The organism is Geodermatophilus sp. SYSU D01105, assembly GCF_054050095.1.
On sequence record NZ_JBJGYR010000004.1, the window covers coordinates 193,788 to 213,102 of the forward strand.

A 19,315-nucleotide genomic window follows, 5' to 3' on the forward strand; every position below is an offset into this window, starting at 1 on the left:
TGCATACGTTCGGCTCCATCATCGTCGCTGGGGCGCATCGCACAGGCCGCTGCGGTCAGCAGGACGAGGGGAGTGCAGTGCGCAGTGCCCACCGGTCGCACTCGGACGGGAGGCCGCCGGGACACAAGCGGTGCGCGTGCGGACGGTAGTAGAGGACCCCTCCGGAGCCACGGAGGTCCGGTCCTGTGACGACGCGCGCAGCCACAGCAGCCGCAGCAGCCCCGTCCGGACCGGCAGTAGCTTCATGGGACCGTGCCCGCGGCTCCGCTCCCCGCCTTGTGAGGTCCTCGAGAGATGCCCGTCCCCTTCAACGAGACCGCCCGCGAGTACCGCGCACTACAACGCGAGCTGGAAGCGGCGGTACTCGCCACACTCCGCTCCGGCCACCTGGTACACGGCGACGAGCACGCCTGCTTCGAGCGGGAGCTGGCCGACTTCCTCGGCGTTCCCCACGTGATCGGCGTCGGCAACGGCACCGACGCGCTGGAGATCGCGCTGCGCGCCGTGGGCACGACCGCGGCCCACGAGGTGGTGAGCACCGGCAACGCCGGCGGATACGCGGCCGCGGCGGCACGGGCGATCGGCGCGCGGGTCGTCGTCGCCGACGTCGACCCCCGCACGCTGCTGCTCGAGCCCGCCAGCGCGGCGGCCGCCTGCTCGGAACGCACGGCAGCGGTCGTCGTCACCCATCTCTACGGGCGGGTGGCCGATGTCCCGGCGCTGCGCGCCGCCCTGCCCGCGCATGTCGCCATCGTCGAGGACTGCGCCCAGGCCATCGGGGCGGGCACGACCGCCGGGCGGTGCGGCAGCCTCGGTGACGTCGGGACGTTCAGCTTCTACCCGACCAAGAACCTCGGGGCGGCCGGTGACGGCGGGGCGCTCAGTTGCCGGTCGCCCGAGCTGGCCGCGCGGGTGAGGTCGCTGCGCCAGTACGGCTGGTCGGAGCGCTACCTGGCTCGTGATCCGGGCGGGCGCAACTCCCGCCTCGACGAGCTCCAGGCGGCTGTCCTACGGGTCAAGCTCCCGCACGTCGACGCCTGGAACGCCCGCCGTCGGGACATCCTGGCCGCCTACGCCACGGCGGCAGAGGGGACGGGGTTGGAGTTCCCCGGACCGGCTGACGGCGACGTCGGGCACCTCGCCGTCGGACGGTGCTCAGACCGGGACGGACTCGCGCGCCGGCTGGCCGAGCTCGGCGTCGCCACCGCAGTCCACTACCCGGTGCCAGACCACCTCCAGCCGGGTCTCGCTGCCCGGCCGGGGTCCACGGGCGCGGAGGAGGCCGAGCGGGCGTGCGCCGAGGTGATCAGCCTGCCCTGCTTCGCGTACCTGACCGACGCGGAGGTCGACCAGGTCTGCTCCGCCGTCCGTCGGGCCGCCTGACACCACGACTCACCGTGCACCTCACCTGCGGCCCCACGCGGATCCTGTTTGCTGAGGGCATGCCAGTCGAGACGCCGGAGAGCCTCCCTGACCGACGGCGGAACCCGTGGGGACGCCGCGCCGCGGACAAGGGCTGGCCGGAGGGGGGCGAGGCCCTCGGCTGCCGGATCGTCGAGCTGCCCCGGATCGTCGACCCCCGGGGCAACTTGACCTTCATCGAGGGCGGGACGCACGTGCCGTTCGCCGTCCAGCGGGTGTTCTACCTCTACGACGTCCCTGGTGGCGAGTCGCGCGGCGGCCACGCGCACCGAGAGCTCGAGCAGCTCATCATCGCGGCGAACGGCAGCTTCGATGTCATCGTCGACAACGGCAGTGAGCACGAGCGGTTCTCGCTCAACCGCTCCTACTACGGGCTCTACGTGCCCAGCATGATCTGGACGCACCTGGAGAACTTCTCCAGCGGCAGCGTGAGCCTGGTGCTGGCCTCGCTCACGTACGACGAGGCGGACTACTACCGGGACTACGACGAGTTCCAGCTCGCTCGAGGCCTCGCCGCGTCGCCGGACGTCTGACCTACGACCCGCACCGCCCGCCCACGCGGGGAGACACCGCAGGCATTGCCCCGCCCCCCGCCGCCCGAACGTGCGCCACAGGCAGTAGCGTCCGGGGTTGATGAGCGAGACAGCGAGCGCACCCGCCGGCACCGCCGACGTATCCCTGCGCTATCCCGGTGGAGAACTGCCCCTGCGCGTGGTCCCGGCCACGGAGGGGGCCGACGGAATCGACACAGGCAAGCTGCTGTCGACGACCGGCACGGTCGCCCTCGACATCGGCTTCGTCAACACCGCGTCCTGCACGTCGGCCATCACCTACATCGACGGCGACGCCGGCATCCTGCGCTACCGCGGCTACCCGATCGACCAGCTCGCCGAGAAGGCCAGCTTCGTCGAGGTCAGCTACCTGCTGATCTACGGCGAGCTGCCCACGGCCGACCAGCTGGCCGACTTCGACTCGCGGCTGCGGCGGCACACGCTGCTGCACGAGGACCTCAAGCAGTTCTTCAAGGGGTTCCCGCGGGACGCCCACCCGATGCCGGTGCTCTCCTCGGCGGTCAGCGCCCTGTCGACCTTCTACCAGGACTCCCTGGACCCGTTCGACGCCGAGCAGGTCGAGATCTCCACGCTGCGCCTGCTGGCCAAGCTGCCGACGATCGCCGCCTACGCGTACAAGAAGTCGGTCGGCCAGCCGTTCCTCTACCCGGACAACTCCCTGGGCCTGGTGGAGAACTTCCTCCGGATGACCTTCGGGTTCCCCGCGGAGCCCTACGAGGTCGACCCGGAGATCGCCGCGGCGCTGGACATGCTCTTCGTGCTGCACGCCGACCACGAGCAGAACTGCTCGACCTCGACCGTCCGGCTGGTCGGCTCCTCGCAGGCCAACCTGTTCGCGTCGGTGTCGGCCGGCATCAACGCGCTGTTCGGCCCCCTGCACGGCGGCGCCAACCAGTCGGTGCTGGAGATGCTCGAGGCCATCCAGCGCGACGGCGGGGACGTGGACCGCTTCGTCGCGCGGGTCAAGGACAAGGAGCCCGGCGTCAAGCTCATGGGCTTCGGGCACCGGGTCTACAAGAACTACGACCCGCGCGCGGCGATCATCAAGAAGACCGCCGACACCGTGCTGGCCAAGCTCGGCGGCAACAACGAGCTGCTCGACCTCGCGGGGCGGCTGGAGGAGATCGCGCTCAGCGACGACTACTTCATCCAGCGCAAGCTCTACCCGAACGTCGACTTCTACACCGGGCTGATCTACCGGGCGATGGGCTTCCCGACCCGGATGTTCACCGTGCTGTTCGCGCTGGGCCGGCTGCCCGGCTGGATCGCCCAGTGGCGCGAGATGATCGCCGACCCGGCGACCAAGATCGGCCGGCCCCGGCAGGTCTACACCGGGGAGAAGGAGCGGGCGTTCGTGGAGATCGCCGACCGCTGAGCGAGGACCCACCGAGGTCCCGTCGTCCGCCCGGACGACGGGACCTCGGCGTCTGTCGGCGCCGCTCTGCCAGCATGGGCGGCGCCGTCCCCACCACGGGCCGCCCCGGCGGCCCGTCGCCCTCCCGGGAAGGAGATCGATGGCCGAGTCCTCGTCCGACGACGACCTGGTCCTCCCGCCCGTGCCGTTGGCGACCGGTGCGGTGGTCCACGTCGACGGCACCGACCGCCGGGTGGCCTCGGTCGAGCTCGTGGTCTCCACCGAGGACGGCGGACAGCTCCGGATCCCCCTCGAACACCGCCACGGGGCGTGGTGGCCCCCGGGAGACCGCACCGACGGCGACCGCTGACCCGTACACCGATCGGGTGCCACCCGCGGTCCACCCTCCCCCGGAGGGGTGACGCCGTCCCCCGGCCCCCTCCGGTCGCCCGCCCGGCCCGTCGATACGACGGCCACGAGCTCCGCACTCCGCGGCGCTCGTGGCCACGTACGACGAGACCGCCGGGGGACCCGCAGTGCCTGCACCACGCACGACGGCGCCCCGGGCGGGCACGACCCGGGAGGCCGCCCTCCGCCAGGCCGCGCTGCGCCAGGCCGCCCTCCGGCAGGCGTCCGCGGCCGCGGCTCCTCCCCCGTCCGCCGGCCGCGCCCGCACCACCGCCGCCCGCGGCCAGGGCACCGCCCGGCCCCGGACCACGGCCTCCCGCCGGTCCGCACCCCCGGTCGGCACGACGACCCGGCCCCCGCTGACCGCCCAGGAGGCCGCCGCGCTCCGGGCGGTCCTCGCCGCGCGCGCCGCCGGCACCGGTCCCGGGACGATCACCCCCGAGCCCCGCCCGGCGCGTCGGCGTCCGGGCACACAGCCGCGCCGCCGGACGGCAGCCGGCAGGAAGACCCGCCGCCCCCGGCCCCCGGTCGACCGGCGTCGCTGGTCGGTGCGCCTGTCCCTCACCGCCCTCGGGCTCGTCCTGCCCGTGCTGGCCGGCGTCCTCGCACCGGGCGCCCAGCAGGCCGGCACCGCGGCCGAACCCACCGACACCGCGGGCCTCGCCCTGGCCGCGCGAAGCTCGATGCTCGACAGCGCCGCCCGCTACCGGAGCCTGGAGCGGCTCCTGGCCGACCGGCAGGCCGCGCTGCAGCACGCGCGGGAGGCCGAGCGCGCCGCCGGGGAGCGCCTCGCCGCGGCCCGGCAGGCGGTCGGCGGACGCGCCGCCGCGCTCTACCGGACGACGGCCGAGGAGCGGGCCCCGCTGCTCGAGCTGAGCGTGCAGGAGGCCTCGACCACCTCGGACGTCCTGTACGCGCAGGGCCTGGCCGAGCTCGGGCAGCGGGACCTGGAGACCTCCGTGGCGCGGGCCGACCGCGCCGCGGCCGACGTCGCCGTCGCCGCGGACCGGGTGGCCACCGCGGAGGCCGCCGTCGCCGCCGTCTCGCGGCAGGCCGCTGCCGTCCTCGACGAGGTCCGGACCTCCGCGGCCGGACTGCGCCCCGACGTGGCCGCCCGTCTGGCGGGCCTGGGCGCCGGACCCGCGGTCGCGGCGCAGCAGGAGACCAACCGGCAGGCGCTGCAGCGGTGGCAGGACTACCTCGTGCAGCTGTCCGGCGCCGGGATCGAGCCGCCGTCCGCGGCCGCACTCGCCGACCCGGCGTCGCTCCCGGCAGGGCTCTCCCCCACCCGGGACGGCTCCGGCCAGGTGGTGCCCGGGGTGGCCTGGGCGGTCGTCGGCAACCGGCCGGTGACCGTGCTGCCCGCGGAGACGATCGCGGCGGTCAGCAGCGCGTTGGCCCAGCTCGGCAAGCCCTACGTGCCCGGACGCAGCGGTCCCGACGCCTACGACTGCGGCGGGCTGGCCTCCGGCGCGTGGCTGCTCGCCGGGTACGCGCTGCCGACGTGGCCGGCCGACCAGTGGGCCGGCGGCGCGGCCGTCCCGCTGTCACAGCTGCAGGTGGGCGACCTCGTCTTCGCCGACGGCGGCACCGACGTCGGGATCTCCCTCGGCGAGGGCCAGGTCGTCACGGCCTCGGGGGCCGGCTACCAGGTCGCCGTCCGGACGGTGTCCGACGCGGCGGGCGCCGTGCGGGTGACCCTCCCGGCGCCCGCGGAGCCCAACGGCCTCCTGCCTGCCGGCACCGCGGGACGCGCCGCCTGCGGCGCGCCCACGGCGGTGGGCGGGGTGAGCCCGGCGTGGGGCGGCTGGACCAACGGGGGCATCCCGACGGGCGCCCTGTGCTCCATCGCCCGGGGCCACGCGCTCCGCTGCGACGCCGCTGCCGGCTACGCGGCGATGGCCGAGGCCTTCGCGGCCGCCTTCGACCGCCCGCTGTGCATCACCGACAGCTACCGTTCCCTCGCCGGCCAGGTGACCGCGTTCCGCACCAAGCCGCAGCTGGCGGCGGTGCCCGGGACGTCCAACCACGGCTGGGCCCTGGCGGTCGACCTGTGCGGCGGCATCAACGTCGCCGGGACGCCCCAGTCGGCGTGGATGGCCGCGCACGCCGGCCGCTTCGGCTTCGTGCAGCCGGACTGGGCGCGGCCGGGCGGCGAGAAGCCCGAGCCCTGGCACTGGGAGTTCGGCAACCTCGCCTGAGCGCAGCCCATCGCTCGCCGGTCGGGGATCAGGGGGCCGGCACCCGGGGCGGGAGCCGCGGGGGTCCCGCTCAGGTCCAGCGCAGGTGGGCGAGCTGCCGCCAGGGCAGCCGCACGCACGCCTCGCCGGTCTCCCCGGCCAGCCGGGCGGCGACGCCGGCCCCGGCACAGGCGACCGGCGAGCCGGGCGTCACGACGACGTGGACGTCGTCCACCGCGAGGCCCGCCGCCGCGATGCGGTCCAGCAGGCGCTCCGGCGTCCCCAGGACGGCGGAGGCGAGCAGCGGCACCTCGGGGTGCGACCACAGCGCGACCGGGCCCTCGACGCGCAGCACACCCCCGACGACTGCGGCGCGACCGGCCGCCGCGTGGCGCACGGCCTCGACGGTCCGCCGATCGGCACCGGGCGAGGGCGCCCAGGGCAGCGCCGACCGGCCGCGCCGGACGACGACGCGCCAGCCGACCGCGGTCTGCCTGGAGTCGGTCCAGTCCAGGACGGCGACCCCCGCCTCCGCGGCGAGGGCGTCGGGCACCGGGCGGGCGTCGACCCAGGCGACGAGCGCGGCCGCGACCGCCTCGGGTCCGCTCCCGACACGGGCGTCGGTCATGTCCTCGGCGAGGTCCCGCAGCGGCACGCGCAGCCGCCGTTCGGCCTCCTCGACGACGAGCAGCGGCCCGTCGACGCGGTCCTCGACGAGGGCCAGGCGCAGGGATGCGGTGGCCAGCGCCGGGATCACCTCGTCGGCGGCCCGGCGCAGGTCCGGGACGGTCACCGGCGCCGGCCGCAGTCGAGACAGCAGCCCGGACCGGCTCGTGGAGCCGGGGGTCACGCGCGCCCCCGGTCGAGCGCGGTCCGCAGCCGCGCGGGGAGCCCCGGCAGCTCGAGCACGCTGGCCAGCTCCTGGGCCGACAGCCGCACGGGCAGCACGTCGGCGGCCCAGCCAGTGACCCGGCGCACGCGGGCGGCCGGAGCCGGCCACACCGCGTCCCGCGCGGCGGCGACGTGCAGCTCGGTCAGCACGTCGGACAGGTGGATCGCGGCCACCGGGTGCACGCCGGCGTCCGCCAGCGCCCGGCGCACGACCTCGGCGAGCTGCTCCCGGTCGGCGCCGGTCAGCCAGCGCGGCACGAGGACGTCGGGCATCGGCTCCCCAGCGGCGAGGGCGCTCACCGGGCGCCGTCCCGACCCGGCACGGTCCCGCTGCTCCGGCGGTTCCCCGTGCGGTTGCTCACGGAGGAGATATCGGCAGGCCCGGCCCGCAATCGACCCGTGTCCCGGCCATTTCCGGCTGACGGAACGAGTCAGTCCGCGAGCTCGGCCAACCGCTGCTTGAGCGCCCGCTCCACCCGGTCGGCGTGCACGTTCATGTTGCGCACCGAGGTCCCGAGGTCGGCCGACAGCTGCGTCTTCGTGCGGCCACCCCACGTGGTGAGGTACCACGTCGCCCACCCCAGCACGTTGGGCTGGCCCGCCCGCTGGTCGGGCCGCGCAGTGGGGTCGGGCGCGCAGGCGGCGGTCAGCGCGTGCGACAGCAGCGTCTGCTCCGCCTCCCCCATGATCTCGTCGGGCGCCTCGGCGGTGTCCGGCAGCATGATCTCCGTGGCGTCCGGGCCGCCGTCGAGGGACTGCAGGTTGCGCAGCCCGTTGAGCGTCGCCACCGTCTGGGAGTTGCGCCGCAGCGTGGCGACGCTCTGGCCCATGTAGGCGGCCAGTTCCTTCTCGGTGGGCTTGCGCTGGTGCTCGTTGACGAAGGCCGCGATCGCCTTCTGCTGCTTGTTCTCCGTGTCCGCGGCGGTCCGGCCGTGGGCGTTGCGGCCCAGGTCGTGCACCCACTTGGACAGCTGGGTGGCCAGGAACGCGCCGAAGGGCACGCCCTTGGTCTCGTCGTACTGCCCGACCGCCTTGAGGATCCACTCGCTCACCTGCTGGGTGAGGTCGTCGGGGTCGGGCAGGTGCAGCCGGATCGTGCTCATGTTGCGCTGCAGCCGCTTGAGGCTGACCGGCAGGTAGTGCCGGCACAGCGCGTCGAGGTAGGCCGGCGGCAGGTCCCGCGGCGCCCGCCGGCGGACGTCGGTCTCCGCGCGCAGCCCCACCGTGGTGTACCCGCGCCCGGCGCACCAGGCGCGCACCCAGTCGGCCAGCACCTGCGCCGTTCCGCAGGCGCCGTCCACCCGGTACAGGCCCTCACCCTCGTCGAAGCTGACCGTCACGCCGTCGGGGAGCTCGCGGCGGAAGTCGTCGAGGGGCAGCTCCCGGTCGACCCGGAAGTGCACCCGGTCGCGGGGGGTGATCGGCGCGAGCGCCCAGCCCTCGGCCTCGGGGATGCCGCCGAACACCAGCGGGGCGCGGTTCCGCGTGCCGCTCGGGTCGGCGGGGACGTCGATGGGGGTGCTGCGGTGGTTCACCGGGACTCCTGGGCGGCTGCGGGGAAGACAGACGGCGGCCCCGTGCGGGGCCCGGCCCCGTCCGCCGGCGCGGGGGACGGGCGGCCCCCTGCGAGGCCCCGCCGCGAGCGTGCGAGTGGCGGGGGCAGGGGGCCGTGGTCAGGCGGGGATCTGCTCGGCCGGGGACGACTGCCGGGGCACGGGGACGACGGAGTCGTCGACAGCGCCCGCGTCCAGCCGGGCCATGAGGTCGGCCGCGGCGACGCGCTCGGCCTCGCCGGGCTCGACCGTGTAGACCGGCATGTGGTCGTAGAGCGTCGTGAACAGCGCGCTGACGAAGGCGTAGGCGGCCTGCGCCTGCGGGGAGAACCGGGCGACCGCCGCCCGCGGGCCGAGCTCCACGCCGACGGTCACCCGCACGACCCGGTCGTCCTTGCTCAGCCCGGTCAGCGAGAACGACACCGAGGGGTGCTCGCCGGCCAGCTCGGCCAGCACGGCCAGGCAGCGCCGCGTCGAACCGCGCCGCGGCCGCAACTGGACGTGCACGACCACGGTGTCGGCCTCGAGGCCGAGGCCCTCCGGCGTCGCGACGTCGGCGCCGGACCCGTTGACTGCGCTGTGTTGCATGGTGATTGCCCCCTGTGACGTGCTTGGGGCAACTCTCGCGCATCCAGGACGCGGGAACGGCACAACACTCGCTGTGCCGTGCGCAGTTGTCAGGGCATCTCTTCGGCAGGTCTTGCCCGTGTCGTGGCCGCACTCAGGAGCGCGGGTGAGGTCGTCGGCAGGATCCGCCAAGCCCGAGGGGGCGGATCCCGGTCAGTTCTGCTCAGCCGGCGGCGTCCTCCGTGACCGGCTCGTGACCTGCGGGTCCCTCGCCGGCCGGGGCCGGCTCCGGCGCGGGGGCCGCCGCGGGGGCGAAGGCGGCCAGCGCGCCCAGGGTGTCGGCGGTGACCTGCGCCGCGAGGAGGTTGGCCTCGGCGATCTGCCGGTAGACCTCCTCGCGGTGGATGGTCACCTCGCGAGGCGCCTTGAAGCCCAGGCGGACAGTGCCGCCCCGGACCTCGACGACGTGGACCTCGATGTCGTCGCCGATGCGGATGGTCTCGCCGACGCTGCGGGTGAGAGTGAGCATCTGTACCCCTCCGTGGGTGTGGTGGCCGTCCGTGGCTGGGCGGTTCCCCGAGGAGCCGCCCGGATCAGTTATCGGCGCAGGGGACGCCGGATGGGATGTGCGGGGTCCGGGAGGACGACCTGCGCGGCCCGCCAGTTCGCCGGGTTCACCACGATCGGCGCGCGCAGGTTCGCCGTCGCCGCGGCCGGCCCCTCCGGCGGCACGGTGAGCAGGCAGTACACCCGCGCCTCCACGGGGTCCTCGAGCTCCAGGTCGGCGCAGACCGGGCGCGGCAGCACCGGCGCGTAGTCCGGGAAGTACCGGCCCGGGTCCACGGCCAGGAACCGCGGCCCCTCGGGCGCCATCGACTGGAGCCAGAAGAGCCGGCCGTCGCCGTCGGCGGTGACGAGCACGTAGTCCCGGTGGCCGGGGAACCCGGGCAGCGCCTCGGTGAGCGACAGCAGGGGCAGCGTCGCGACGGCCGACAGCGTCATCGCAGGAAGTCCACGAGCGTGGGCTGGATGACCTTGGCGGTGGCCTGCAGCGCCGCCTGGTACCCGACCTGCTGTTGGCTCAGCTCCATGATCGTCTTCGCCATGTCGATGTCCTCGACCTCGGTGAGCTGCGACTTCAGGGTGAGCTGCAGATCGGCGTTGACCTGGGTGGCGGCCTCGAGGCGTGCCGACCGGGCACCGACCGCGGAGGTGGCGCTGTAAAGCCGGGTGAGCGCGACGTCGAGCCTGCCGAGGTCCGCCGTCAGCGCGTCGGGGTCGCCCACGACGTGGTCGGCGATGTCCTTGACGACCGCGAAGAGGTCACCAGCAGCGGGGTCGCCGAAGGCCTCGGGACCGGTCACGTCGATCCGGACGTCCTCGGTGTTGGAGACCCGTCGGCGCGTCTCGACCACCGGGACGCCGTTGGCGCCGCCGACGCCGACGTAGGCACCGGTGTCCGGGTCGTACGCGGTGGTCCCGGTCGTCACCCCACCGAAGATGGGCTGACCGGCGATCGTCTGGTTGGCCAGGCCCAGCAGGCTCTCGCGCAGGGCCTCCACCTCGACGCTGATCGCCTCGCGGGAGGTCTCGGACAGGTTGCCGGTGTTCATGCCCTGCACGGTGAGGTTGCGGACCCGCTGCACCTGGCTGATGACCGAGGTCAGCGCGGTGTCGGTCGCGTCGAGCCGGGTCCGCCCGTCGGAGATGTTGCGGGCGTGCTGCAGCGCGGCGCTCTGGTCCTGGCGGACCTGCATCGCCTTGTTGGTCCCGGTCGGCGAGTCCGACGGCGCACTGAGCTGCTTGCCGGAGGTGAGCTGCTGCTGCAGCTTGCCGACCGCGGACAGGTTGCTGTTCAGGCCCAGCAGAGCGGTCTGCGTGACGGCGCGGTGCGTGATGCGCATCAGGTCACCGCCCCACGACGCCGGTGCCGTTGATGAGCTTGTCCAGCGCCTCGTCGATGGCCGTCACCATCCGGGCGGCGGCACTGTAGGCGTGCTGGAACGAGAGCATGTTCGTCATCTCCTCGTCGAGGTTGACCCCCGACACCGACTCGCGGGACGCGTCCACCTGGGTGGAGATCACCGACTGGACCGTGAGGTCCCGCTCGGCGACTGCGGACTCGACGCCGAGTGCCACGACCAGCGCGCGGTAGCCGGCGTCCACGCCGTCGGGCTGCCGGCTGAGCTGGAAGAACCGGTCGGCGTTGATGCCGTCGGCCGAGATCGGGCCCGGGGTGGTGGAGGTGTCCGTCGGCGACTTCAGGTCGTCCGGGGACATGCTCGCCGCAGCCAGCTGCTCGGGCTTGGTGATGCGCAGCGTGATGTTGGCCGCCGTCACCGTCGCGGGGTCGACGGCGCCCGTCCCGGGACCGTTCCCGAACAGCGGCTCACCGAGCTCGCCCTTCGCGTCGTAGCCGGTGGTCTGCACGCCGTTGAGGCTGCGCGCCAGGTCCTGCGCGACCTCGTCCAGCTTCTCGCGGTACTTGGGGATCGTGGTGGTCAGGGCCTGGACCTGTCCCCCGCCGGTGCCGCCGAGGGTCAGGGTGGTCCCGCCGGGCACGGTCCGCACCCGCGGCTCGCCGTCCGTCCCGAGGGCGCCGGGCTCGTCCGCCCCGACCAGCTCCATCCCGAGCACGTCGGTCCCCGAGACCAGGGTGGTGCCACCGACGACGACGTCCACCATCCCGTCCTTGCCGGGGATCGAGGTGCCGCCGACCTGCTTGGCGAGGGACTGCACGAGCAGGTCGCGCCGGTCGGAGAGCTCGTTCACCGGCAGGCCCGCCTGGCTCGCCGACCGGATGGCCGAGTTCAGGTCCGCGATCGACCGGGACGTGGCGTTCACCTCGGTCACCAGCGCCTGCAGGTTGTCGCGGGTCTGCGTCCACTGCTGGTCGAGCGTCGCGCTGGTGGTGCGGATGCCCCGGGCCAGGATGTCGAGCCGCTCCAGGACCTGGCTGCGCGCCGCCGGCTCGGTCGGCTTGTTGGCCAGGTCGCTGAAGCCGGACCAGACGTCGGCGAGCATGCTCTGGATGCCGCTGGTCCCCGGCTCGCGGAACGCCGCCTCGATCTGCGCGAGGGCCTCGCTGGAGACCGTGAGCCCAGCGGTGCGCGCGGACTCGACCTGCGCCCGGCCCTCGAGGAACGCGTCCCGGATGCGGATGATCTCGTCGGAGCTCACCCCCGAGCCGACCTGACTGGCCACCGAGTGGATCGCCGGGACGGCGGTGCCACCCATCGCCTGCAGGGTGACCCGCTGGCGCGAGTAGCCCTCGGTGTTGACGTTGGCGATGTTCTGGCCGGTGACGTCCAGGCCGCGCTGGGCCGCCCAGAGCGCGGTCGTCGCGGTGTTGAGCCCGCTGAAGGTGCTCACAGGGCCCCGTCCAGCGTCACCGCGCGGTGCGCCCGCTCGTCGCTGCGCCCCGTGGCCCCGTAGGTCCCCGCCGAGGGGGCCTTGACCGACAGGAGTGCGTCGCCGATGGCGGCCAGGCCACCCTCGATCAGCTCGCGGTTGGCGTCGGAGAGGCCCCGCAGCTCGGTGACGAGCACCAGCAGCGCCTCGTGGTGCTTGGCGTACAGGTCGTTCCACGGCGCCGGCGCCGACTCGGCCAGCTTCCGCAGTGACGGATTGCCCCCCACCCCGAGACGCTCGGCGAGCACCTCGGTGGTCGCCGCGCGCTCCACCTCGAGGGTGCGCAGCTGGTCGAGGACGACCTCGATCTCGTGGGCGATGCGCGCCAGCCAGCGGGTCTTGCCCGTGACGATGAGGTACTGCTTCTCCTCCGCCTTGAACAGCAGCAGGTCGAGCAGTTCCTGCTCCCGCCAGAGCAGCGTCGACAGGTGCTGGTGGTCCACGCCCTCACCGCCTTCCCGATCGGTCCCCGCCCGGCTGATCCCTGGTGCCGCCAGCGGGTTCTCAGGAACTGCCATCGGCACGTCCGGGGGACCCCTCAAGCCGAGGTCCTCAAGTCGGGAGGGATTCCTGTCGACAAGGGGTCCCACTCGGGCCCGGGGCTGCCGAGAAGGAGGACGTGAGAGCATCGCGCGCCCCGGCGGTCGAGCGGCCCCCCGCCCCGCGGCCCCTCGCCGCCCCCGACCGGGACCTCCCGGCTCGCGACGTTCCCGCCCGGGACGTCGACGCCCTCGTGACCGAGCACCTGCCGCTCGCCGCGTTCGCCGTCAACGCGGTCGCGTCCCGGATCTCGCTGCCGGGCCACGTCAGCCGGGAGGACCTGCTCTCCTGCGCGAAGGTGGCGCTGGTCGAGGTGGCGCGCCGGTTCGACCCGTCGGCGGGTGCGTCCTTCGCCACCTACGCCCTGGCCCGGCTGCAGGGCGCGGTCCTCGACGAGCTGCGCTCGGGCGACTGGGCCAGCCGCTCGGTGCGGGCCGCGGCCCGCCGCACGGACGCCGCGGCCGACGCCCTCGCCATGCAGCTCGGGCGCCCCCCGACGCGCGAGGAGCTCGCCGCGAGCCTGGGCATGGCGACCAGCGAGCTGGAGTCCCTGCAGGTCGACGTCCACCGGGCGGTCATGGTCAGCATCGACGCCGACACCGGTCCGGACGGGTCCTCGCTGGACCTGCCCGACGCCGGCGAGTCACCGGAGCGCGCCGTGCTGAGGGGTGAGCGGACCCGCTACCTGCACGAGGCGATCCGCGCCCTGCCCGATCGCCTCGACGAGGTGGTCGAGCGGAACTTCTTCGGTGGGGAGTCGCTCACCGACATCGCCAGCGACCTGGGGGTGACCCTCTCCCGCGTCTCGCAGATGCGCGCCCGCGCGCTGACCCTGCTGCACGCCGCGATGAGCGAGCTGTGGGAGGGCACCCCGGTGGCCGCCGGCGGAGGCGTGCGCGCCCGCAACCAGCAGCGCTCGTACGTCGACCGGGTGGCCGGCCGCAACGCCCCGCCGCTCCCCTCCCCGCGGCCGGCGGCCCCCGTGCCCGCGTCGCACGCCGCCGCGGTCCCCGCACGCTCGGCCGCGCACGCACCCGCCCACCGCAACCCCTGGACAGCGGTGGCACGCGACGCCGCCCGCCCCGCCTGAGGGCAGCGCAGACGACGACCGCCCGCGTCCTGCAGGAGGACGCGGGCGGTCGTCGTCTCCGTGGCGGCCGCCGGCGCCGGGGTGCCGGCTCCGGCGGCCCGGGGGTCAGGCGCTCAGCCGCCCGGCCCGGGCCCGGTTGTCCGCCGCTCGCTGCCACGCCGCCACCCACCGCTCGGCGGTGTGCTCGGTCAGGTGGCCGGCGAGGACGCGCTCACGGGCCGCCGCGGCGGTCTCGCGCCGGAAGTCGGCGTCCTCGACGGCTCGGGCGATGTGGCCGGCCCAGTCGCGGGGTCGCTTGGCGCGCATGCCCAGGCCGAGCCGCTCGTACTCCGCCGTGAGCGACCGGATGGAGAAGACCCCGCGAGCCGAGTACTCCATGACCTTCAGCCAGCTCTTGCACTCGTTGAAGCGGTCCAGCCGCAGCGGCGCGAGGCCCACGTCGAACAGCTCACCCACGGCCTGGACGTAGTCCTCGACCTCGCGCTTCCACTCGACCTCCAGCGGCGGCTCGGGCAGGTGCAGCCGCTTCTGCGCGTCCAGCGCCTGGCCGAGGACCATGAACCGGCTGCGCCCCCGGGTGCGGTCCAGGCCCTGCTGCAGCCCGGACTCCATGACCTGCAGGTCGTAGGGGTGGCTGGCCACCGAGCCGGTCCAGCCGACGGTGACCACCTCGGGCTCGCGCTCGTACGCCGGCGGCAGCTCGGCGAGCCGGCGCGGGACGGCGTTGGGGACCACCGCGCCGCGGCCGTGCGCCGCGTACTCCTCCAGCAGCGCCGGGCTGGTCACGGTGACCAGGTCGGCCTCGCGGGCGCAGAGGGCGGCCCACTTGGCGACGTTGTGGCGGATCAGGACGTCGTAGCCCATGTGGCCGTAGGAGATGGCGGTGAACAGGTCGTCCATCTCGACGACGACGGCGACGCCCTGGGCCTGCAGCAGGCGCAGCATCTCCAGCGCCGCCTTGGTCTTGGGCAGCTGCAGGACGACGACGTCGGCCCCCTGCGCGTCGACCGCCACCACCGAGGAGTCCGGGTCGTCCGGCGGCCCGTCCATCGTGGTGGCGAGCCCGTAGCTCACCTCGACGTCCACGCCGAGGCCTGCGGCGTTGACGGCCTCGGCCGGCGCGGTGGCGCGGTAGTACAGCGACCCGGCGAAGTGGGTCGAGGAGATCAGGACCTTCATGGTCGGGAGTCCCTTCCGGGGTGGCGGTACGCCGCGGCGACGGAGGGGCCGGGCGGAGCAACCGGCCACGCTAGGTGACCCATCGGTCACCCGCGCGCACCCGCGCCGTCCACATGTCCCCCAAGGTCGGCGCCGGGGTTCGGCAGGTGTCGCCACGCGCGCACCGTCCCCGCAGGTGCGGCCGCCGTCCCCGGTGCACGGGACCCCTCCGGGGGAGCCCGCGCGGAAAAGTCCCCGGTTTCGGCTCAAGGAGTCCCCGGAGGCCGCCGTTACCCCAGACGCACCACCCGCCAGCACGGATGCCAGCGGGACCAGTACGACCCACCGTCCAAGGAGGAACACCATGGGTCTCAGCGTCAACACCAACATCGCGGCGCTCAACGCCTACCGCAACCTGTCCGTCACGGACAACCAGATGGGCAAGTCCCTGGAGAAGCTGTCCTCCGGTTACCGCATCAACCGTGCCGCCGACGACGCGGCCGGGCTGGCGATCTCCGAGGGCCTGCGTTCGCAGATCGGTGGCCTCAAGGTCGCCATCCGCAACACGCAGGACGGCATCTCCGTCGTGCAGACCGCTGAGGGTGCTCTCACCGAGACGCACGCCATCCTGCAGCGCATGCGCGACCTGGCCGTCCAGGCGTCCAACGGCAGCAACGACGCCGACTCCCGCAAGGCGCTCGACGCGGAGTCCGACGCGCTGCGCGAGGAGCTGGACCGGATCGCGAACAAGACGACGTTCAACAACGTCAACCTGCTCGACGGCTCGTTCTCCAGCAAGGCCTTCCAGGTCGGCTACGCCTCCGGCGACACCATCACGGTGAGCATCAAGTCGGGTGTGGCCAACGAGGGCTTCGGTCAGAACCACCTCGGCGTCAGCGGCGTCGACCTGACCTCCGCCTCGGGGGCCTCCGGCGCCATCGGCACCATCGACGCCGCCATCAAGGAGGTGTCGACCGCTCGCGCCGACCTCGGTGCGCTGCAGAACCGGTTCGAGCACACCGTGAAGAACCTCAGCGTCACGGCCGAGAACCTGACCGCGTCGGAGTCCCGGATCCGCGACACGGACATGGCCCAGGAGATGACCAACTTCTCCCGGACCCAGATCCTGAGCCAGGCCGGCACCGCCATGCTGGCCCAGGCCAACGCGGCGTCGCAGAACATCCTGCGACTGCTGGGCTGATCCCCGGCTAACACCACCCGGTGAGGGGGGAGGCCCCGGCCTCCCCCCTCACCGCGTCTCCCCACACCGTCCCGACGAGACCCCCCAGGAGCCGGCTTGGCAGGCATCAGCATCAGCGGTCTGGTGTCCAGCCTGGACACCGCCTCGATCATCGACCAGCTGATGCAGGTCGAGGCCAACCCGCAGACCCTGCTCCAGCAGCGCCTGTCGAGCACGCAGTCCCAGGCGACCGCCTACCGCGCGGTCAACACCCGGTTCGACGCCCTCCGCACGGCCGCCGAGGCGCTCACCAAGGACACCGCCTGGACCGCCGCCAAGGCCACCACCTCCTCCACCACCGCCTCCGCGGTCACCTCGAGCACCGCGGCCACCGGCTCGGTCACCTTCACCGTCGACAAGGTGGCCAAGGCCCACGCGGTGATCAGCGACCAGAAGTGGTCGGTCGCCGCCGACAAGAGCGCGTCGGACGTCGCCTACGGCACGAACAGCCTCACCCTCACCGTCGGCGGAGCGACGAAGACCATCTCCCTCGACCGCGACGGGAACGGGACCGCGACCCTCGCCGAGGCCGCCGCCGCCATCAACGCGGACACCACCCTCGGGCTCGCCGCGACGGCCGTGCGCACGTCGCCCACCGAGTACCGCCTCCAGATCTCCGCGACCAAGACCGGCGCGGCCTCGCAGTTCTCCGGCACCGGCTTCTCGACGGTCACGCAGGCCTCCGACGCCCAGATCTCCGTCGGGGACACCGGCGCCGGCTACACCATGACGTCGGCGACCAACAGCTTCACCGGCCTGGTGGACGGCACGACGATCACGGTCAGCAAGCCGGAGACCGGCGTCACCCTCAACGTCACCAAGGACCCGGACGCCGTCGCCGCCAAGGTCCAGACGCTGGTGAACGCCGCCAACGACCTGCTCAGCGCCATCTCGTCCTACTCCGACGCCGACAGCAGCTCCGCGATCCTCAAGGGCGACAGCGCGCTCCGGCAGCTGGCCACGCAGGTCCTCGACGTCCTGTCCTACGCCGTCGGCGGGGACGGGTCGGCCGCGCAGGTCGGCCTCCAGCTGACCCGGGACGGGCGCTACAGCTTCGACAAGACGGCGTTCGTCGCCAAGCTCTCGGCCGACCCCACCGTGGTGCAGCGGATGTTCACCTCCACCACGACGACGGCCGGCCCGGACCTCGACCTGGCCACCACCGCGGACAACGTCACGTCCCCGGTCGGTGTGGCGGCCAAGCTCGCCGCGCTGGCCAAGTCCGCCTCGGACACGACCACCGGCACCCTGGTCATGCTCGCCAAGAGCAAGGACACCCTGGCCGGCGACCTCGAGGACCAGGTCGAGGCCTGGGACCGCCGGCTGGAGATCCGCCGTGCGAGCCTCACCGCCCAGTTCACCGCCATGGAGACGGCGCTGGCCACGCTCAAGAGCCAGGGGAGCTGGCTGTCCGCCCAGCTCGGCTCGCTGCCGAGCACCTCGTCGTCCTGACCCTGACCACCTGACGCTCGCGCGAGCCCGAGGAGAGAACTGATGAGCACCGCCGCTGCGCTGCGCGCCCGGTACATGGGTGACTCCGTCGCCACTGCCTCCCCCCAGCAGCTGCTGGTCATGCTCTACGACCGGCTGGCCCTCGACCTCGAGCGCGCGGAGGGCGCCCTGGCCGCAGGCGACCGCCAGGAGGCCGGGGAGCAGCTCAAGCACGCGCAGGACGTCGTCTTCGAGCTGCGCAGCAGCCTGCGCGTCGAGGCCTGGGAGGGCGGACCGCGCCTGGCTGCGCTCTACACGTGGCTGATCACCGAGATGCTGCAGGCCTCCGTCAAGGGCGACCGCAACCGGGTCGCGTCCTGCCGGCAGGTCGTCGAGCCGCTCCGGGACGCGTGGCGGCAGGCCGCCGCCACCCTGGCCGCGACCCCGGCATGACCACCCCGCGCCCCTCGGCCGCCGGCCGGGACGGGCAGCCCTCCGACTGGGCCACCGTCCTGGACGAGCTCGAGGGCGAGGTCCTCGCCGCCGAGGCCACGCTGACCGCCGGCGACCCGGCCTCCGCCGAGCCGTCCGAGGACGGCGCCGCGGCGGCCGCGGCGCGGGCCCGCCGGGTCCAGGACTGGGTACCGCCGTCCGGGCTGGGGCCCCTCCCGCAGGACCTGCGGGAACGCGCCGCGCGCCTGCTCCAGCACCAACTGGCCGTGGCCGAGGAGCTCGTCGAGCGGATCATCCAGTCCCGCCGGCAGCGCGACGTCGCCGCGCGCATGTCCTACGGGCCGCCCCGGCCCGTGGCCTCCTTCATCGACCGGGCCCTGTAGCCCCGAGACCGCACTCCCCCGAGCCCCCCGTGGCGCCACCCGGCGCGACGGGGGGGCTCGGTCGTTCCGCGGGGTACCGGGCCGCACACTCGCGGTCGTCACATCCACCCCGTCCACCCCGTCCGTCGACTCCGGTCACTCGCGTCGTGGCCGCCCGGTCACGGCGGCCACCGGGGACGCCGATGACGGGAGGGCACGGACAGCACCACCTTCGCCACGGATCGGCGGCCCTCTCACTCGCTCGCGAGTGTCTCCTGACGTACCCGGAGGCCGATCGTGCCCTGCTGCCCTGCCCACGTGGTGGTCGCCCGATGATCGGCGACGTCACCATGACGACGCTGCACGCCGCCCTGAGCGGGCTGGCCGGGCGGCAGCGCGTCACCGCGGACAACATCGCGAACGTCAACACCCCGGGCTTCCTGGCCGGCCGCGTCGACTTCGAGTCCAGCCTGAAGAGCCAGCTCGGCAGCGGGCGGACCCCGACGGTCGGGAGCGGCACCGTGGCCCGCTCGCTGGAGCCGACGAACACGAACGGGAACAACGTGAACCTCGACAGCGAGACGGTCATCGCCACCGAGACCGGCCTGCGCTACCAGCTGGCCCTCAACGCGCTCGACGGCAAGTACAGCGTCCTGCGCACGGCCCTGCGGACGGCGTGACGC

Annotated in this window: 21 protein-coding genes; 11 read left to right on the plus strand and 10 right to left on the minus strand. The window is 74.0% G+C overall.

Features of this window, described 5'->3' with window-relative positions:
* The first annotated feature begins 294 nt into the window (after positions 1 to 294).
* The 5 genes from ACI79I_RS05415 (at position 295) to ACI79I_RS05435 (ending at position 5,957) form a co-directional block, all read left to right on the plus strand.
* On the plus strand, positions 295 to 1,383 hold the full coding sequence (locus ACI79I_RS05415) for a DegT/DnrJ/EryC1/StrS family aminotransferase (protein WP_456991259.1): 1,089 nt from the start codon (positions 295 to 297) through the stop codon (positions 1,381 to 1,383).
* A gap of 59 nt (positions 1,384 to 1,442) precedes the next feature.
* The gene (locus ACI79I_RS05420; protein ID WP_456991260.1) at positions 1,443 to 1,955 is read left to right on the plus strand and encodes a sugar 3,4-ketoisomerase; all 513 of its coding nucleotides are present in this window, start codon (positions 1,443 to 1,445) and stop codon (positions 1,953 to 1,955) included.
* A 100-nt stretch (positions 1,956 to 2,055) separates the two neighbouring features.
* Positions 2,056 to 3,369 (plus strand): citrate synthase, encoded by a 1,314-nt coding sequence (locus ACI79I_RS05425; protein WP_456991262.1) that lies wholly within the window; start codon positions 2,056 to 2,058, stop codon positions 3,367 to 3,369.
* 139 nt (positions 3,370 to 3,508) lie between these two features.
* Positions 3,509 to 3,718, plus strand: coding sequence for a hypothetical protein (locus ACI79I_RS05430; protein WP_456991263.1), 210 nt, complete (start codon positions 3,509 to 3,511; stop codon positions 3,716 to 3,718).
* Positions 3,719 to 3,884: 166 nt separating this feature from the next.
* Positions 3,885 to 5,957, plus strand: a complete 2,073-nt coding sequence (locus ACI79I_RS05435; protein WP_456991265.1) for an NlpC/P60 family protein — start codon at positions 3,885 to 3,887, stop codon at positions 5,955 to 5,957.
* A 70-nt stretch (positions 5,958 to 6,027) separates the two neighbouring features.
* Here the strand turns inward: ACI79I_RS05435 and ACI79I_RS05440 are convergent, their stop codons facing one another.
* The 9 genes from ACI79I_RS05440 to ACI79I_RS05480 form a co-directional block, all read right to left on the minus strand.
* Positions 6,028 to 6,729, minus strand: coding sequence for a hypothetical protein (locus tag ACI79I_RS05440; protein ID WP_456991266.1), 702 nt, complete (start codon positions 6,727 to 6,729; stop codon positions 6,028 to 6,030).
* Between the two features lie 53 nt (positions 6,730 to 6,782).
* Positions 6,783 to 7,127 (minus strand): hypothetical protein, encoded by a 345-nt coding sequence (locus tag ACI79I_RS05445; protein WP_456991267.1) that lies wholly within the window; start codon positions 7,125 to 7,127, stop codon positions 6,783 to 6,785.
* 131 nt (positions 7,128 to 7,258) lie between these two features.
* Positions 7,259 to 8,362, minus strand: a complete 1,104-nt coding sequence (locus tag ACI79I_RS05450; protein ID WP_456991268.1) for a flagellar biosynthesis protein FliA — start codon at positions 8,360 to 8,362, stop codon at positions 7,259 to 7,261.
* A 138-nt stretch (positions 8,363 to 8,500) separates the two neighbouring features.
* On the minus strand, positions 8,501 to 8,968 hold the full coding sequence (locus tag ACI79I_RS05455) for a hypothetical protein (protein ID WP_456991269.1): 468 nt from the start codon (positions 8,966 to 8,968) through the stop codon (positions 8,501 to 8,503).
* Positions 8,969 to 9,170: 202 nt separating this feature from the next.
* On the minus strand, positions 9,171 to 9,476 hold the full coding sequence (csrA, locus tag ACI79I_RS05460) for a carbon storage regulator CsrA (RefSeq protein ID WP_456991270.1): 306 nt from the start codon (positions 9,474 to 9,476) through the stop codon (positions 9,171 to 9,173).
* Between the two features lie 68 nt (positions 9,477 to 9,544).
* Entirely contained in the window at positions 9,545 to 9,949 is a 405-nt protein-coding gene (gene fliW / locus ACI79I_RS05465) for a flagellar assembly protein FliW (protein ID WP_456991271.1), read from the minus strand.
* Complete coding sequence (gene flgL / locus ACI79I_RS05470) at positions 9,946 to 10,851, minus strand: flagellar hook-associated protein FlgL (protein WP_456991272.1); 906 nt, start codon at positions 10,849 to 10,851, stop codon at positions 9,946 to 9,948. The genes fliW and flgL overlap by 4 nt, the downstream gene beginning before the upstream one ends.
* 4 nt (positions 10,852 to 10,855) lie before the next feature.
* Complete coding sequence (flgK, locus tag ACI79I_RS05475; RefSeq protein WP_456991273.1) at positions 10,856 to 12,319, minus strand: flagellar hook-associated protein FlgK; 1,464 nt, start codon at positions 12,317 to 12,319, stop codon at positions 10,856 to 10,858.
* Complete coding sequence (locus ACI79I_RS05480) at positions 12,316 to 12,801, minus strand: flagellar protein FlgN (RefSeq protein WP_456991274.1); 486 nt, start codon at positions 12,799 to 12,801, stop codon at positions 12,316 to 12,318. Before ACI79I_RS05480 ends, flgK begins: the two co-directional genes overlap by 4 nt.
* A 176-nt stretch (positions 12,802 to 12,977) precedes the next feature.
* On the opposite strand from ACI79I_RS05480, the gene ACI79I_RS05485 reads away from it, so the two are divergent.
* Positions 12,978 to 13,988, plus strand: coding sequence for a sigma-70 family RNA polymerase sigma factor (locus tag ACI79I_RS05485; RefSeq protein ID WP_456991275.1), 1,011 nt, complete (start codon positions 12,978 to 12,980; stop codon positions 13,986 to 13,988).
* Between the two features lie 105 nt (positions 13,989 to 14,093).
* Here the strand turns inward: ACI79I_RS05485 and ACI79I_RS05490 are convergent, their stop codons facing one another.
* Complete coding sequence (locus ACI79I_RS05490; RefSeq protein WP_456991276.1) at positions 14,094 to 15,167, minus strand: glycosyltransferase family protein; 1,074 nt, start codon at positions 15,165 to 15,167, stop codon at positions 14,094 to 14,096.
* Between the two features lie 343 nt (positions 15,168 to 15,510).
* On the opposite strand from ACI79I_RS05490, the gene ACI79I_RS05495 reads away from it, so the two are divergent.
* The 5 genes from ACI79I_RS05495 to ACI79I_RS05515 all read left to right on the plus strand — a co-directional run bounded on the left by ACI79I_RS05495 (position 15,511) and on the right by ACI79I_RS05515 (position 19,312).
* Positions 15,511 to 16,347: a flagellin N-terminal helical domain-containing protein gene (locus tag ACI79I_RS05495; RefSeq protein ID WP_456991277.1), complete on the plus strand. Its 837-nt coding sequence runs from the start codon at positions 15,511 to 15,513 to the stop codon at positions 16,345 to 16,347.
* Positions 16,348 to 16,443: 96 nt separating this feature from the next.
* Entirely contained in the window at positions 16,444 to 17,838 is a 1,395-nt protein-coding gene (gene fliD, locus ACI79I_RS05500) for a flagellar filament capping protein FliD (RefSeq protein WP_456991278.1), read from the plus strand.
* A 42-nt stretch (positions 17,839 to 17,880) separates the two neighbouring features.
* Positions 17,881 to 18,270, plus strand: coding sequence for a flagellar export chaperone FliS (gene fliS / locus ACI79I_RS05505; protein ID WP_456991279.1), 390 nt, complete (start codon positions 17,881 to 17,883; stop codon positions 18,268 to 18,270).
* Positions 18,267 to 18,653, plus strand: a complete 387-nt coding sequence (locus ACI79I_RS05510; RefSeq protein WP_456991280.1) for a hypothetical protein — start codon at positions 18,267 to 18,269, stop codon at positions 18,651 to 18,653. Before fliS ends, ACI79I_RS05510 begins: the two co-directional genes overlap by 4 nt.
* A 311-nt stretch (positions 18,654 to 18,964) precedes the next feature.
* Complete coding sequence (locus ACI79I_RS05515) at positions 18,965 to 19,312, plus strand: flagellar basal body rod protein FlgB (RefSeq protein ID WP_456991281.1); 348 nt, start codon at positions 18,965 to 18,967, stop codon at positions 19,310 to 19,312.
* The last annotated feature ends 3 nt before the right edge of the window (positions 19,313 to 19,315 follow it).